Origin of the sequence: Maricurvus nonylphenolicus, from assembly GCF_042854845.1 — a bacterium.
GTDB lineage: Bacteria > Pseudomonadota > Gammaproteobacteria > Pseudomonadales > Cellvibrionaceae > Maricurvus > Maricurvus nonylphenolicus.
The window spans coordinates 935,854-953,020 of the sequence record NZ_AP031498.1 but is presented as its reverse complement, the minus strand read 5'-3'; the positions used below and the strand labels follow the sequence as shown (position 1 = coordinate 953,020).

11 protein-coding genes and 1 pseudogene are annotated in these 17,167 nt (G+C 49.0%); 9 read left to right on the top strand and 3 right to left on the bottom strand.

The window, feature by feature from the left end:
• Nucleotides 1-19 precede the first annotated feature (19 nt).
• From ACGHZ6_RS03980 to ACGHZ6_RS03950, 7 genes are all read left to right on the top strand, one after another.
• Complete coding sequence (locus ACGHZ6_RS03980) at nucleotides 20-1,717, top strand: hypothetical protein (protein WP_390617505.1); 1,698 nt, start codon at nucleotides 20-22, stop codon at nucleotides 1,715-1,717.
• Between the two features lie 47 nt (nucleotides 1,718-1,764).
• Entirely contained in the window at nucleotides 1,765-4,401 is a 2,637-nt protein-coding gene (locus ACGHZ6_RS03975) for a hypothetical protein (protein WP_390617504.1), read from the top strand.
• Nucleotides 4,394-5,566 (top strand): hypothetical protein, encoded by a 1,173-nt coding sequence (locus ACGHZ6_RS03970; RefSeq protein ID WP_390617503.1) that lies wholly within the window; start codon nucleotides 4,394-4,396, stop codon nucleotides 5,564-5,566. Before ACGHZ6_RS03975 ends, ACGHZ6_RS03970 begins: the two co-directional genes overlap by 8 nt.
• 75 nt (nucleotides 5,567-5,641) lie before the next feature.
• A complete protein-coding gene (locus ACGHZ6_RS03965) occupies nucleotides 5,642-7,216 on the top strand; it encodes a hypothetical protein (protein ID WP_390617502.1) in 1,575 nt (524 codons plus the stop codon).
• Between the two features lie 34 nt (nucleotides 7,217-7,250).
• A complete protein-coding gene (locus tag ACGHZ6_RS03960) occupies nucleotides 7,251-7,871 on the top strand; it encodes a hypothetical protein (RefSeq protein WP_390617501.1) in 621 nt (206 codons plus the stop codon).
• 15 nt (nucleotides 7,872-7,886) lie between these two features.
• The gene (locus ACGHZ6_RS03955; protein WP_390617500.1) at nucleotides 7,887-8,240 is read left to right on the top strand and encodes a hypothetical protein; all 354 of its coding nucleotides are present in this window, start codon (nucleotides 7,887-7,889) and stop codon (nucleotides 8,238-8,240) included.
• A 132-nt stretch (nucleotides 8,241-8,372) separates the two neighbouring features.
• On the top strand, nucleotides 8,373-9,896 hold the full coding sequence (locus ACGHZ6_RS03950) for a flavin-containing monooxygenase (protein ID WP_390617499.1): 1,524 nt from the start codon (nucleotides 8,373-8,375) through the stop codon (nucleotides 9,894-9,896).
• Between the two features lie 41 nt (nucleotides 9,897-9,937).
• Here ACGHZ6_RS03950 and ACGHZ6_RS03945 read toward each other — a convergent pair whose 3' ends face one another.
• Complete coding sequence (locus ACGHZ6_RS03945) at nucleotides 9,938-10,846, bottom strand: AraC family transcriptional regulator N-terminal domain-containing protein (RefSeq protein WP_390617498.1); 909 nt, start codon at nucleotides 10,844-10,846, stop codon at nucleotides 9,938-9,940.
• Nucleotides 10,847-11,046: 200 nt separating this feature from the next.
• On the opposite strand from ACGHZ6_RS03945, the pseudogene ACGHZ6_RS03940 reads away from it, so the two are divergent.
• Both ACGHZ6_RS03940 and ACGHZ6_RS03935 read left to right on the top strand, forming a co-directional pair.
• A pseudogene (locus ACGHZ6_RS03940) lies at nucleotides 11,047-11,526 on the top strand ((2Fe-2S)-binding protein); the annotation flags it as partial.
• A 3-nt stretch (nucleotides 11,527-11,529) separates the two neighbouring features.
• Nucleotides 11,530-13,704 carry a molybdopterin cofactor-binding domain-containing protein gene (locus tag ACGHZ6_RS03935; protein WP_390617497.1) on the top strand — a complete coding sequence of 725 codons (2,175 nt, stop codon included), beginning with the start codon at nucleotides 11,530-11,532 and terminating at the stop codon, nucleotides 13,702-13,704.
• Nucleotides 13,705-13,752: 48 nt separating this feature from the next.
• Here ACGHZ6_RS03935 and prpF read toward each other — a convergent pair whose 3' ends face one another.
• Together prpF and ACGHZ6_RS03925 are read right to left on the bottom strand one after the other, a co-directional pair.
• Nucleotides 13,753-14,931: a 2-methylaconitate cis-trans isomerase PrpF gene (gene prpF / locus ACGHZ6_RS03930; protein ID WP_390617496.1), complete on the bottom strand. Its 1,179-nt coding sequence runs from the start codon at nucleotides 14,929-14,931 to the stop codon at nucleotides 13,753-13,755.
• A 183-nt stretch (nucleotides 14,932-15,114) separates the two neighbouring features.
• On the bottom strand, nucleotides 15,115-17,073 hold the full coding sequence (locus ACGHZ6_RS03925) for a hypothetical protein (protein ID WP_390617495.1): 1,959 nt from the start codon (nucleotides 17,071-17,073) through the stop codon (nucleotides 15,115-15,117).
• Between the last annotated feature and the right edge of the window lie 94 nt (nucleotides 17,074-17,167).

Sequence of the window (17,167 nt, the reverse complement as noted above, 5' to 3'; positions counted from 1 at the left end):
ACACGATAAGGAGATAATTATGCGTTGGGTAAGAGTACATACACACTACGATATTTGGGCCGCCAATGGACCGGCCCCCACTTTTTGTATTACCAGCGATGACGACGGTGAAGCGTTTATAGAAATCGCCAAAACCCCGGAGCTGTTGTTTCGCCCGGTCAGCGACACCAATGATCTTTGGAACTGCTACTTTAGTCAGGCGGGCTCAAGTGATGGCAGCGTAGCCGCAGAAACCATCAACATTGTTAATGGTCGCGCGGACTACACTTTGCCACAGGCCGTTTGGGAACAGATGCGCAGCGTAGCAAGTAATACACAACCGGAGCTACAGGGTTTGTATTATCGCGTACGCGCACGCCCCAGCGCCGCCAGTAGCGAAGCCTATATCAGTCACACCGATGGACAGATTCAAGCTGGCCAGGTGCCGTTTATTAATGTGATTCCATTATCTGGCGATCTGCGAACAGAAACGCCGGTACCCGATACTGCTGCGGTTCAGCAACTCGATTGGTTTAGCAAAATTATGCTGGCCGTTATCCAGCTGCTACCGGATTCAGACCCGGGGCGTAGCGCCTTAAACACCATGCTGACGCACCCGACTTATGAAGGACAATCTTCACCACGCATCCGCGCACAAATGTTAAAACTGTTTGTCTATGCCGGAGGCAATGGTCGTCAGTTAATGGAAAAACTGCTTGATATGCGTGTTGCTGTAGGTTCCCGCACTGACGGTAGCCAAATGACTGAGCCTGCGCTTTTCTACCGCGATGAACGCAACGAAGGCACCACCCTGGATCACCTGCTCGCCACGTGGAATATTCGTTTGGACAAACGTATTCCCCTGGCCATGAGCGAAGTCATTTATGAAGTTATGCAGGAACTGGTGGATCCACCTGGACAGGTAAACCAGGGCGCTGCAGGAACCTGTGCGGCCACCAGTATCCAAACCTATACGATTATTCGTAACCCGGCCGAGTACGCTCGTTGGTGTCGCTATATTCTTGATGTCAACGCTAATCATCGCGTACAACTGGCTAATGGTGATTGGATGCGATCGAATCCCGAAGCCTTCGATACCGCCACCTGGCAAAACACTAGCTCAACTGCCAGTGGTAACTTCCTGCTTGCCATAGGACGCACCTACAGCGAACGAGGCATACAAGCCGCCGTTATGGATTATGCTAACTTCCGCTTAAGCTATAACCCCGAAACAGATCGTTTCCAAAGCTGGTTAGGACAGGTAGTAGGATCTGGCCTGTTTTTCTTCGAAATATCCAGAGCACTGGAAGCCATCTTTAATCAATCCTGGGTAGGCGAATTTGGTGGAGGCAACAACGGTCATACCAATAACCCCCAAGCAGCCAATGACCTGATCACCCACTTTAATCAAGGTGGACTTCCCTGTGTTATCGGTATGAGTTGGGGTGGTGGAGCCCATGCGGTACTGGGCTTAAGAGTTGAAAATGACCGTATCATTTTCAAGAACCCGCAATACCGAGGCAGCTTGCCATTTACCGGTTATGCCGACGGCACCAACCTGAATAATCCAACCCGACGCATCCACGATGTTTCCCGCTCCGAGGAATCCATGTCACTCAACGATCTCCGTGCCGTGATTTGGGGTTTTTGCCGAGAATCATCTGCGCCATCAGATCTGGGTTATACCTTGGCTGAAATTCCGCTGCACTTACGTGCCTCAGTCAACCCAACAACCTAAGTCGTGAAGTTAAAGGATTAAACAGATTAAAGGAAAAAGGTGAGATTATGTTATTTCTGGATCGCCCCATAGGCCCCATCCAAGGTCTGCAAATTTATCGTGACCATTCAGACAAAAACCAGTTCTACTATATTTGTGATCGCCCTCGCCTGGCGATGAATGAAGGTCAGCCTGAATTTATTTTTATCAAATATGCCCGTGATATTACTGACAACCCCAATTTTTCTGATGATCAGAAAAACAGTTTAGGCGGCGGCATACTGGCCTTTACCACCGAACTGACCGTTGACCAGCACCAACTCAATCTGGCCAAAATGGAATTACAGCAGTATGCCGACGGTGGCCCTGTTTCCTTAAGTCCGGTCATGTTTGAAGAGGGGACTGTACGCTTGACCGTGCTCTCCAACCAAAATGATCAGGGCCAACAGGAAATCACTACCACCGGCCAGCTAAAGATTTTTGAGAGCACATGGGGTGCTACAAAGCCTTCACTGTACGGTTCCAACCGTGCCACCTTTGGTATTGCCTTAAGCCAGGAAGGCGCAACCTTGATGGAAGAAGCGCTAAAACGCGGTGTGAGTTTCGTGGGTGTTATTTACGACCTGAAATTCCTCGGTATGCGTCCGGCTTACAATGTCAAAGTTACCGCCAAATACGAGCGTATCTATCATCACTTCGAAGCCGAACTAAGTGCCCAGGGGCAAATCAAAGCGGTTACCCTTGGGGCTGACCTAGGCTTTGGTTATCAGAAGCTGGAAGATGAAGGCGCCATTAAAGTCGAAGTGACCACCTTCTCCGATGAGAAGTCGGTGAAAGATGAAGCCCAGGAAGCGGTTACCTGGGCACGCCAAAAAATCACCGAGGACCTGTTTAAAAGCAGCTTAACGCCGCCAAGTTTTATGACTCGCCAGAGCTCAGACCCACTTAGCCGTTTGCTGAACTCTTTCTCCGGTCAGCTCGGCGGACAGGTGGGACGTATTACTCCAAATCCACGTACGCCACCGAGTAATAACCGGCCAACCACACCGTCACGCCCGTCGAATCCGGGAACGACGCCTAGCAACCCAGGTACAACACCTACAAATCCCGGAACTAATCCCGGTACTACGCCCACCAACCCTGGTACAACGCCTTCGAATCCCGGTACAGCACCTTCCACTCCGGGTACATCACCCAGTGCCGGTACAGCCAGATCAGGCAGTGCGGCCAATCCCGTCGGCGGCGCTCTGGCCAGTCGCCCCCATACCGCCAACACACAACGGCAAGCCGATGCACAACGCCCAAGTCAGGAGAATGGTTCCAGTGGTTCCGTTATGCCATTCCGGGTTGCCCTGTCTCTGAAGTATATGATTCAGGATGAACTTAAAACCCGCACCTTCGAATTTAATAAGCAGGCCGCGGAGAAACGCTCAGCAGCGCCACAGGGGTTGTTTACCACCATGGTGGAAGACATGGATCTGTCAGACAAAATCGTTGAAATTAATCTCGACGATGATTTATTTAAACGTCTGGTTGCCGATGTCGGTGTAGTGACGGATTGGGATAAAGACGGTATTGAGCTCGTCAATATCAGTACGGAATACCCGGGCGGTGAAGATGTAAATAGCAACCCATCCCATGTGGACGGTTTTACCTTTACCAAAGACAACAACGGCCGCCATCGTTTCCAGACCTGGCTAAATGATGCCAAACAAATGAGCTATCGCTATAAAGCGGATATTCATTTTAAAAACGACAGCCCCTGGGTTGGTAAAGACGCAGTACTTCACGGCGACTGGCAAGATACCCGTGCCAGACAGCTGGTGGTCAATCCGCTGGACAGTATCGGCCTGCTTAATATCAATTTTGCCGCCGACAACACTATCAATTTTGCCGAAGTCAGTCAGGTGGTGATCGAAGCACGCTATAGCGACAGCGATAACAACTTTGAAACCGCTAACAGTTTCCTGTTGACCGGAGAAAGTAAAACCGCCAACTGGAAACTGCGTTTATCCGACAAGGCCAAAAAAGATTTTCAGTGGCGTGCCATTTATTCCCTGGCGGACAATGTCGAAACCACCACAGATTGGCAGACCACCAGCGAGACCAACATTATCGTCGGTGAGCCCTTCCAGGGTAAACGCCGTATTCGTATGGTCCCTGCCATTAAAACCACGGATTACATTGAAGCAGTGGTGGACATTGAGTACGAAGGGGTTAATGGTTACCGCCAGAGCTACCAGGAAATCTTTTCACCCGATAACCACCGCGGGCGTACGATTTCCATTAACACCCTGCGCCAGGATCCCGGTAAATATACCTACACCATTACGATTATTCGTATTGATGGCAGCCTTTATATCAGCGAACCGGTGGAGAGTGAGTCCGGTGTGATTGTCGTCGACGATAAAGATGGCCAGATTGTCACGCTCAACACTCAGCTTAATATCGACAGCAATCTGTGGAATCAGCTCTACGCTGTGGAACTGCAAGTGAAAACCGATGAAGACACCTATGAATCACTGCTCTTCTCGGCCTCACAAACCGCTGCGCGTAAGTTGATCGTCGGCCTGCCAGCTGATAGCGCCCTGCAATACGAATGGCGCACAATCAGCTACTGGCGCGACGGCAAACGCACCGAGTCTGCCTTTACCACCGAGCAGGATACCAACCTGATTGCCACGGTAACAGCACCCGATGCTTAACCACCAAGCTTCGGCCGCCCCTCGGGGCGGCACGACAACACTCAATGCCGATATGCCTTCAGGTGAAGATATTCGGCGCCAGCTGCTCTATAAGTTGGTTTTAACCGGTGACCTGCAGAAAAAGGCGAGCCAAACTTTTGGCGAGATGAATAATCTCTGCAGGATTTTATCGCAGAGCAGCCAAGGGGCCTGGAACTTCTCTTCCCAGCAGGGAAAAGCCAGTAGTGTAAATGGCGCAAGCCCTTTGGAGATTTCTCTGAGCACTCGCGATAACGCTTTACGTTTTTGCTCTTGTGTTGGATTGCCCGGTCAATCTCCTTATCAGCGCCAGCTATTAGCAATTGATCAAGCCGAAACTATTTCCAGGCAGCTAATGCCCGTAATTCCAGATTCACTGCAACACGGCTGGCACCAACTCCGCCAGTGGTCACAAAAACACGCCGAGCAACAAACTAAACAAACTAACGGTTTTGGTGCCTACCTGGGTTTTAGCCTCAGCAAGCAATCACTGCGTATCAAACTGTATCTGGATTTAATCGCACAGGAAAAACACAAAGCGCTCAGCAACTGGCAAGATCTGCTGCAACGCCTCAACATCAGTGACAACGCAGAAATGGAAAATCTGCTTAATCGGCACAGCACACCATCCATGGGCTTTATCGAATGGAATGCAGCGGGCCACTATCACTGCCGTTTATACCGTCAGCTCGATAACCCACAACATAACAATGATTTTTCAGCAGTATTGCTGCCACTGGGCCTTGATGAACTGCATAAAAAAGCTTCAACAGTATTTACGCAAGCCTGCCAGGGCTGGCCCAGTATAGGGGTTCCTGCGGGGCTGGTTTACCCCAGTGACTGGGATGGATCAAGTATGGGCCTTTACTCTGCATCACCTTCTCGCCAGCTGTGCACTTCACAGAAAAAAACCCGCCTTGCGACACTGTGGCAGGCATTTGGCGGGGATACACTTGCCCTGCAACGCTACTGGGCACTGATTGAGCACTGCCGACGTAAAACCGGTATTCACCATGCACGCTCTGCGGCCATGACAATTCTGGCATTGGCTCAACAGCCCTTATCTAAACAACAGACAAAACTGCAGGAAAAACAACAGACAGAACAACAATCCGAACATCGTTTAACCGCCTATTTCAGCACATAACAGGGACAGTACACCATGAGGACTTCAATAGGATTCACCTGCATCTTTCTCACCAGTTTACTCGGCAGTGGTTGCATGGCTATTTACAACAGTGAAAATGATAAGTTGGCAAGCGATATACAAAGCTTATACGCCAGCGCCAACATCAATCAATTGGCACAGGAAGAAAGCGCCAATCTCGATAAACTGCTACAGGCAGAACTGGATAATGTCGATGCGTTATACCAGCAAAAACTCACCACGCTGCTGCTGAACATGGCTGACGGCAATCAACCGGTAAATCAGTTTCGGCAAAAAAACCTGCGCCGCGTTAATGAAATCGGTATGGCATCTTTGCCCGCTGCGCAAGATTACCTCAACGCCAAAGTCCGTATTAATCAGCTGACGCAAACGACAGACGATTTCTACCAGCAAGTCAGTAGTTTTAACCGCAATATTCCACCCTGTAGTTCAGCCAGCAAGCTACCCGAACAAGCACCCATATTAAAAGTAGCCCACAACGATTCGGCAGCGGTTAAAACACAGTTATTCAACCTGATTTACGCTAACTACCGCAATAACTGCGAAACATTACTGCAAGCCCAGGAGAGTTTGGCCAGCATGCCCTCCCCGGCAAGTGAGCTTATGCAAACCTATACGGATCTGGAAACGCTTAATCATACTATCGCCCAACAAACTCTGCTTCGTTCACAACTCACTAAATCCTTAAAGCAGGCGAAATCAGAATACAAAGCAGCGCTTAAAACCTATCAGGCAATACAGACCAACGAAGCAGGCGACGCGCTTGAACAGCATCGCCAAAAACTGGCTGACCTCGTCAAGACGCTGGATAAAGCACAACACAAAGTCGGCCATACCCTTATGGCTGAAGCTAAAATATCGGCTATTCAGGATATCCTGAGCGCCATGGCCAGCCAGGATGAAATCGCAGAAGCTCAAAGCAGAGAGCGCTCACCAGAGCTTCAACTTGCCATCGATGTCGCCAGTGCCAGCCCCTCCATCGCCAGCACACTGGCCAATATGCATAGCCGCACGAAAGCGGAAAGTTTGAGTGAACTATTAATAGAAATGCAACACCAGGCCCTGTTGATAAGCCACAATAAGCAACGCCAGGCCATAGACTTACAACGGCAAGCATTACTACAACAACGCCAGCAACTCCTACAAAAAGAATTGGTGCTGCGTATGCACAGCCTCAATGCGCTCTGTCATTTCAGCACTTATCAGGCAGGCCTGGCCAAGCCAGATATCCAACAATGTCATGCACTCAAGGTTACCGGTCAGCGATGCCAATTGGGAGAAGATCTACAGATTGAGTCCTGCAGTCTGGCGGCCCCCTGGCCATTTGCCGAGGATAACTTTCAACGCGGCACCGATGCCAAGCGTGCTCTCTATAATAGTGTTGCCCAGTTCTCCCAAGCTCACATTCACCAGGCTCAACTGGATAAAAACACCTACCAGCTTATGGATTTGGCACACCGACAATCCTTGGTCGATAACCGTCACGCGATTCAAGCGTGGGATAACATTATTGATGTCCCCATCGATCAGCTACAGGCCTACCACGAAGACGGCATAAAACCCGACGATCTTTCTGACCTGATCATTAAAGCCGTCGGTCTCACCGCGATCGCCGTAAGCGTCGATTAACAGCCCTGACTGTAAAAATCCCAAGGAGCCAAACATGAATTTTTCGATAACACATTCAGTCAGATCTTTAGCCTTTCTTTTAACGTCGTTGCTTGCCATCAGTGGCTGTAGCAACCAACAAGCGGCTAAAGACCTGGCAACCACAACCTCATTAAATACCGCCATCCTCAGCAGCCAATTACAGAAGTTTGGTAAACAACACCAGCAACTAACCCAGGCAAGGGTCGATCAAATTGCCCTGTTGCGGTATCGCATCCACGAAACCCGTATTCGTAATGAACTGGATATAGCCTTGATGGAAGCCAGCGGTAACCGCTCAGGCTTACAAACCTATGATGAACTTCAGGAATGGTTGGAGCGTGTTGATCAGATACTGCAACAGGAAAATGATATCACCCATATCAAACAAACCCTGGCCGCGGATATATCACCTCTGGCCACCAAAAGCCGTGAACTCACACAGGTCGCTAAAAAACTGGCTGAACTCGCCAAGGATAAAAAGCTTACCGTGCGCGCCAAATTCTATGCTGATTTTATACAACAGCTCAGTAAAGACGTGAAAGAAGGCCTAAAAGACAATGACACACCGGATGCCGGGATTAATCCTATCACTACTCCGGCAACGCTCAATACCGTGATGTTCAACGCCCAATAAACGGAGATCAACCCCATGGATTCACAACAACTGCTCGCGACCTATCAACACCTATCCACCAAACTGGAAACCATTGATGACAGTTTGATTCTCGCCAATCAAGCACTGCTGCAAACGCCGAATAAAGAAGAGCGTCGAACACTGGATGAGACGATTCTGGAACTGGAGCTGCGCCGCAACCAGACAATCAACCGCATGCTGTTACTAACAAAAAACAGTGGTACTATAACGCCACCCTCCGAGGCTCAAATCAACCAGGTAAAATCCCTGGCTACCGAAGTGGATGAACTGGCCGCCCATAATCAAAATGTGGCCAGTACCCTGTCGATCACTTCACAAGTCCTGACGCTGTTGCAGTCAGTGGCTTAACAGTTGATCGAAATCAACAATGCCTTAATACGCGCGGCCAGTGTCGCCATATAACCTCACACTGTCGCCATATGCTCCCCCTCTTATGGGTTATCTAGGGCACATTAGAGCCATAGATAACCGAGGGAGACTATGGCGATGCCAAACCACAACAACACACAACGCAACCCATCTGTAGTTATTATCGGCGCCGGAATGACCGGCGTTTTGCTGACGATTAAACTGCGCGAGGCTGGGATTACAGACCTAACTATTCTTGAAAAGACCGATCGCCTGGGTGGCACCTGGCGTGAAAACACCTATCCCGGCGTAGCCTGCGATATTCCGGCACATATGTATACCTATTCGTTTGAACCCAATCCCGACTGGAGCCATCGCTTTGCCCACGGCGATGAAATTCAACAATACTTCGAACGCGTCGGCCGCAAATACGGTGTTACCGACAGCATTAGCTTTAACGAAGCGGTGACAAGCAGTGTCTATAAAGATGGCAAGTGGACGGTAAAAACCAGCAAAGGCAGAACCATTGTTGCTGACTTTGTGATTAACAGTACCGGTATTCTGCACCACCCGGCCAAACCGGAAATTAAGGGCATTGATAGTTTTAAAGGCAAGATGTTCCATACCGCAGAATGGGATCACAACGTTGATATGCACGGTAAAAAAGTCGGTATTATCGGCACAGGTTCAACCGCGGCACAGGTGATTCCCGAAGTGGCTAAAGAAGCCGCCAAAATGTCGGTATTCCAACGTACGCCACAATGGGTACTGCCAATAGGCAACAAAGCCATTACCGAAAAAGAAAAAGCCAAACTGCGGAAAAGCCCTGTCAAACTACAACTACTGCGTGAGTTCTATAACTGGGCGATTAGCCAGTTGCTCACCAAAGCGGTTACCGGCCACAAAGTACAGAACTGGTTGTTCAGCACCATCTGTAAACGTTATATGAAAAAGGCGGTTAAAGATCCGGTTCTGCGCGAGAAGTTAACCCCCAACTACAAGGTCGGCTGTAAACGCATTGTGGTGAGCAACACCATTATTCCAGCCATGCAGCGAGACAATGTTAATTTGGTCACCGATGGCATCGTCGAGATTAATGAAACCGGCATCAAAACCGCCGATGGCCAACAACATGATCTGGATGTACTGATTTTGTCCACGGGCTTTAATCCTGTGGCCTATATGCGACCAATGGAATTGTTGGGCAAAGATGGCTTGCATATCAATGAGGCCTGGGAAAATAAAATACAAACCTACCGCTCGGTGTGCATGCCAGGCTTTCCCAACAACTTCCTGATGTTGGGCCCCAACTCACCGATTGGTAACTACTCCGTGATCGAGATGAGTGAGGTGCAAACCCGCTATATCATCAAGCTGATTAATCGCTGGCGTAGCAATGAGTTTGATGCTGTAGAAGTTAAACACAGTGCCGTTAAACGTTTCGCCGATTATATGAGAGCGGGTATGAGTAAAACAGTCTGGGTTGGCGGTTGCCAGAGTTGGTACCTGGATGGCGACGGCGATCCAATCCTGTGGCCTTATACCTTCCAACAGTGGGAGAAGGAAATGGCAGAACCGGATATGCAGGACTTCGACACAGTTAACTTCCCACAAGAGCTGGTCCCGCGCAAACCTTTAAAGAAAGTCAGCGCGTAACACCAACAGCGGACACCCGCTGCGCTACCGCAGCAGGTGTCCTAGCCAGCTAATTCCAAGCTTTTCATTAATGCGATATCTTTTTTCGGCGGTCGACCAAAATAGTTAGAATACTCGCGACTGAATTGAGAAGGACTTTCATAACCGACGCGATAACTTACACTTGCAGCGTCATCACCTGTCACCAGCATTTGGTGTCTTGCCTCAAGCAAGCGGACTTTCTTCTGATAGACCAACGGACTCATGCCTGTGGTCTCTTTAAAGTGCTTGTAAAAGTTCGATGCACTCATGCCAATATCTTCGGCAATACGGTTCATATCCAACTTTTCAGTAAATTTTTGATTTAGCAGAGCTACTGCTCGGGCAATCTTTTCTGTTTTACTGCCCAGCATGCCCAATTGCGCAATGGCGCCACCCTCTTCTGTCGCCAGCAAACGGTAAATCAGTTCACGAATAATCATAGGCGCCAAAACAGGGATGTCGCCAGGATGATCTAAACAACGCATTAGCCTGGCAACGGCATCACTCATCAAACCATCCACATCACCAATGGATAGAGAGTGCCCTGAGGATATCGAAGGCTCGCGGGAAACAAGATGCGGGGCATCTTTTAAGGTGTCATACACCATCGTCGGTTCAATCATAATAACCAGACTTAGATAGGGGCTTTCCATCGAGGCTTCACGAACCATACCGCACACCGGCAGTTTCATGGACGAGAACAGGAAGTTACCCTCACTACACGTAAAGATATCGTCTTCAACAATGGTGTCTTTCTTGCCCTGAATCGTGACACACAAGCAGGGCTCATAAATACTGTGAAGCTTTTCTGACAACGCAGAACTTTTATAGATACTAAGGCCGGGAATACCGGTTTCGTTCAGCCCATCCAGCTTGGCATATCTTGCGGCTATATCCTTTAATTCCGTCGAAATGCGGGCCTCAACCATACGTCCTACCTATCAATGACTATCCGGATACACCTTGCAATCATACTAGAAAACTCCCCTCTTAATTGATAGCCGCCCAACCAATTAAGAGAATCGGGCAATAATCTCAGGTTAATAGACAATCAGCATAAACCAGCCAGCTTTTATAGTAACAATACTATTAAGCGTACTACGCAAATCCAACCTATCGTTTTAATAGGCATCAACCGGCAGGAGAGATCATGATCACCTTTACTCTGAACGGCAAAGAACACCACTTTGACGGCGATACTGCTATGCCACTGCTGTGGTATGTGCGTGAACAAGCCGGGCTGACCGGCAGCAAGTTCGGCTGCGGCATGGGCCTATGCGGCGCCTGTACCATGCACCTTAATGGCCAACCGATTCGCTCCTGCTCTACGCCCGTAGCTGCGGTAGAGGGAGCCGATATCACCACCATTGAAGGTCTCGCAACCCCCGCTGCTGGTGCAGTTCAGCAAGCCTGGCAGGAACTCGATGTGGTGCAATGCGGTTACTGCCAATCCGGGCAAATAATGTCGGCTACGGCTTTACTCGCCAACAATGCCTCCCCCACCGATGAGGACATTGATAATGCCATGCAAGGCAATATCTGTCGCTGCTCCACCTATCACCGTATTCGCGCCGCCATTCACAGCGCTGCTGACAAGCTGGAGGGATAAACCGTGAAAACTCAAATGGATGTTACACGTCGCCGCTTTATCCAGGCCTCGGCCCTAACGGGCGTTGGCTTTATGGTGGGCTGCTCTACCAATGCGCCTCAAAACGCAGCAGCCACTGCAGAAGCAGCTTGCCTGGAAACAGACAAGCTGATCTTTAACCATTTTGTTAAAGTCTGCTCCGATAACACTGTCACCGTGGTGATCAAACACCTCGATAAAGGCCAGGGCGTAACGACCGGACTTACCGCCATTGTTGCCGAAGAACTGGGTGCCGATTGGGATCAAATGCGCTGGGAGTTTGCCGTTGCCGATGCCAAGCGCTATAACAACCTGCTGTGGGGGCCCGCACAGGGCACCGGCGGCTCAACCGCTATTGCCAATTCCTGGATGCAACTGCGCCAAGCCGGTGCCAGCGCTAAGCATATGTTAATCCAGGCAGCCGCTAACACCTGGCAAGTGCCGGCCGCTGAAATTTTATTGGATCAAGGAAAACTACTACACCCCAGCGGTAAAACCGCAGCAATCGGTGATATGGCGATTGCCGCAAGCCAGCTCATACCGCCACAAAATCCCCCCCTTAAAGATCCAAAGGATTTCACTTTAATTGGTCACAAGCTGCCACGCATTGATAGCCGCGAGAAAAGCACCGGTAAGGCCCAGTACACCATCGATGTGAAGCGCCCAAATATGCTGAACGCGGCGATAGTTCATCCACCCAGATTTGGCGCCAAAGCCGTCCGTATTGATGACAGCCAAGCCAAGGCTATGCCAGGCGTCAGTGAAGTTATCAACACGCCTCGCGGCGTTGCAATTATAGCCGACAGCTACTGGACAGCCTTGCAAGCCAAACAGCGACTGAATATCCAGTGGGACTTTAGCCAGGCAGAAAACCGCAGCTCCGCCCAGCTGCATACCGAAATGAATCAACTGGCGCGTAAAGCGGGCACAAGTGTAAAAAACAGGGGCGACTTTAATGCTGCACTATCTTCAGCGGCAAAAACCATAGAACTAAATTTCGAATTTCCTTATCTGGCTCATGCCACCATGGAACCGATGAATTGCGTGGTCGAATTAACAGATAGCGAATGCCATATCTGGACCGGCTGCCAAATTCCAACCGCAGACAAATGGGCGATCAAAGCCATTACCGGTTTGCCACTTGAGAAAATATTTATCCACACCCAATTTGCCGGTGGTAGTTTTGGCCGTCGTGCTGTACCCGACTCCGACTATGTGGCTGAAGCCGTGATGATTGCCAAGGCCATGAACAATAAACAGCCGGTTAAGCTGCAGTGGTCACGGGAAGACGATATGAAAGCTGGCCGCTACCGCCCTATGGCTCACCATCAATTAACGGCGAGCCTGGACAGTGAAGGCAATATCAGCGGCTGGCGCCAACGGGTTGTATCCCAAGCACTGTTACGCGGCACCCCATTTGAAGCCATGATTACCGGCCCTATCGATGTCACCATGACAGAGGGCGCCACCCAACTGCCCTACCAGATTCCACACTTTGCGGTAGAAGGTACGGAAGTGCCTGTAGGTGTACCGGTACTCTGGTGGCGCTCGGTGGGTCACACCTTTAACGGTTATGTGACTGAAGTCTTCTTCGATGAACTTGCCCACGCCGCGAAAAAAGATCCTGTTGCCTGGCGTATGGACCTTTTAAAAGATCACCCAAGACATCAAGCGGTACTCAAACTGGCTGCCGATAAATCCGGCTGGGGTGAACCATTACCGAAGGGTAAAGCAAGAGGCGTCGCACTGCATGAATCTTTCAGTACCATTGTTGCCCAGGTAGCTGAAATTACCCTCAACAGCGATGGTAGCTATAAAGTTGATAAAGTAACCTGCGCGGTTGATTGTGGTATTGCCATTACACCGGATGTTGTACGTGCGCAGATGGAAGGCGGCATTGGTTTTGGCCTGAGTGCAATTATAGGTGAAAAAGTCACCCTAAATAACGGTGAAGTGGTGCAATCCAATTTCCACGATTACACGCCGCTGCGCATTCAGCAAATGCCTGACATTGATGTGCATATTGTACCGTCTGCTGAAGCACCAACCGGTGTCGGTGAACCTGGTACTCCACCGATAGGCCCAGCTGTAGCGAATGCATTGCGAGTGTTAACCGGCAAACCTATCACTCAATTACCCATAGGTCCTGTAGTTTCATAATAGGTCCTGTAGTTTCATAAAAGTTTCATAACAGCTCAAAAAGCTGGGTTAGCGTTCAGCAGGCACTCTAACCCAGCCTTCCATAAGAATACGTGCAGACCGGCTCATGATCGCTTTGGTCGCAACCCAATTACCATCACGCTGCGTTACTTCTGCTCCGACCTTTAAGGTGCCCGAAGGATGGCCGAAGGTCACTGCGTCTGCCTTCTGACTACCACCAATCACACTAGAAACCAAAGTACCTGGAATCGCAGCAGCCGTCGCAATGGCAACCGCAGCTGTGCCCATCATTGCATGATGCAACTGCCCCATGGAGAGGGCTCGAACGCACAGATCTATCTCATCGGATTTAATTGCTTTACCACTGGAGCAAACGTAATTTTGCGCAGGCGCACAGAAGGCAATTTTCGGTGTATGCTGTCGCTCAACAGCTTCTGACACACTGTCGATCAATCCCATTTTTACCGCTGCATAAGCACGAATGGTTTCTAGCCGTTCAAGGGCTGCTATATCCGAGTTAATATCTTTCTGCAGTTCAGTGCCGCTATAACCCAATGCGTCAGCACTGAGAAAAACTGTCGGAATGCCAGCATTGATAAGTGTTGCCTGAAAAGATGTATCACCCGGAATGTCCAGCGTATCGATTAGATTTCCCGTCGGGAACATAGAGCCATCATCAGTCGCCGGTTTCATAAACTCGAGTTTGACTTCGGCGGCAGGGAAGTTCACGCCGTCCAGTTCAAAGTCACCGACTTCCTGAACCTCACCATTGCAAATAGGCACGTGAGCAATAATGGTTTTTGCAATATTCTTTTGCCAAATGCGGACTGTACAGATGCCGTTTTCAGGAATGCGCTCAGGATTAACCAAACCAGCAGCAATGGCAACACCACCTACAGCGGCACTCAGATTGCCACAGTTACCACTCCAGTCGATAATGGCTTTATCGATAGCCACTTGGCCAAATAAATAATCCACATCATGATCGGGCTGAGTACTTTTATCGAGAATAACCACCTTGCTGGTACTGGAGCTGGCACCGCCCATGCCATCGATTTGTTTGCCGTAGGGATCGGGGCTCCCCATTACTCGCAATAAAAACTGATCACGGGCTTTACCCGGCTCTCGAACAGCAGCCGGTAAATCGTGAGCCAGAAAGAAAACACCTTTACTGGTACCACCGCGGGCGTAAATGGCTGGGGTTTTTAATTGCTGCAATCTGCTCATGGCTGAATATTACAGCAATTCTTGTGAATATGCCTTGTTATTGATTGAGGGACCAGTCTGATCCCGTTGTAAATTCATTTTGTTGTAATCCGAGCCGGCGTTTAACGAACGCGACACCTGATGAAATTAGTATAAAAAACATACCACCAAAGATGCAACAAACCATAACAACCTCCTCCCAAATCAAACAGGGGTTATTCGGACTTCAGTTCGACCGGCTAACTGTGCGTTCAGTATTAAATCACCAGCCTCATTACTGATTAACTCCGTTTCCAAGCCTGTTGTAGAATTAAACACGGTATAAGTAGATTTTGCTCCAAGTCTGGAAATGGTGATTTCTGGCATATTTTCATCGGTACCAGGGTATAACACTAGTTCCAAATCTTTACCGGTATGACTAACCGCTTTAGCAACTAGCACCTCAGGATATTTGCAATCCGCTAAAATAGGGCCTTCCATAATACGATCCGGTAAATTAAAGGTATTTAATTGAGCCCAGGCATTCTTTCTTAACATAGATGTATAAACATTCATGATATTTGCCATTGAGGAAACACCGGTAAAATACCGAATCCCATTTTGCTCAACTACATCATATTTATTCTCTGCTGTTTGCTTGAGGTTATCTGCCAGCTCATAGTCACCCATTTCGAGCGCAAAACCGCGGCAAGCTCCCAAAGTAGTGATTAAAGAAGGTTTATAACTTCCTGCATCTACCTCATCCCAACCTTTGGTTTTGATTTCCACATCGCCATCTTCAGACACTGATACAAACTCATTGCTGAAGATCTTCCAAACACGCTGTGCCATAAGTGGCTTGGTTGCATTGGCCCAAGTTCCGAAACTGGCATCAGCCAACGGCGAGGTTAACAAGGGTATGGTGAATCCCATACGTTGGGATCGCACCGCAATGACCCGCCCGTCAACCGTAGTGAATTCATTATTGATTGATGCCAGGTAATCCTCTTCGATATCAGAAAAATAGTGAGTACCATAGAGGCGATCATGCTGGGCCAAAAATGTTGCACCAGTCTCGTTACACATGTTATAGACCCAGTTCGGCTCACAAGGAAACAATGTCCATTCGGAATTGTTGAAGTTCTTATGCACACACTCGGCCACACTGTGAACATCATACTCGAAAGATTTATCGTCGTACTGGAAAGTCAAAGACCCTGGCTGGCTATAATGGTCATCACCTGTTACCGTCGCGTATACACCTACAGCCATGCCACCCCAACCACTTAACATGATGTTATCTTTTTTGATGGGATCAATATCTGTACTGAAATTCCCCCATAAGGACTCCCATTTCCAATAGCCCCATACACGTTTTTCCAGCAGTTTATCAATGGCATTTCGCTGCGCCTGCTTCAAGTAACCATGAAACGAAGGCGTTGAGTGGTACTGCATCAAGCCTAAACCATAGCTAATTTGATTTAGCTGATAACGTACAGCGGCAAACTGAAATTGAAATTCAACCCAATCAAAGCCATCAAATCGGTCTACTGGCTGCAAGGCCCGATCAAAGACAAAACGGGCTTGCTTGAGTTCATCCAACGTAAGTTCACGCCAAAAATCATTGTCAAACGATGGCGCACTTACCGGTTCAAACGATTCCTTCTCCAGGTAACGATTGCGTTCTGCTCTAACTTCCAGGCGTTTGTTAAATGCGCGCTTTCTTGCGAATGTCAGGTATACAAAACCTGCAACGACCATGGATGGAACCAGCCAAAGTACCACATCGTAATTTTCCGCCATATGTGGATGACCCGCATGGTATGCACTATACCCAGCTGCTCCTATCCAGACCAAAGGTGGGCCAATGATATTACCCGAGGCAAACCACAATAACAGAGAAACCGCAAAAAGCAGCCAGGTTACCACTAGAGCTATCCATTGCCCGGTATAGATCAAGCCTCCTCCTGGCATCGTCATGCCCAAACCAAACGCACTCAAACGCTCAGAATCGCCAAACCAGGCAAGAGTCAAGCTCACACTGCATAACAACAAATAGACCAGAACAGCACGTCTCTGCACACGCTGAGTGATAGGCCCTAAGGCACTACTAAGCTCTGGTAACGCGAGATTTTGTACAGCCCCCCTAGCATCAAAGGCATCATTTCTCTGTTTGGCCGTCACGGGAGACTCCTCCTAATCGTTATATAAAAACGTATTAATATAATTAAACAAGACAATACGACCGGACACAGTGTCCGATTTTATTTAACGTCAT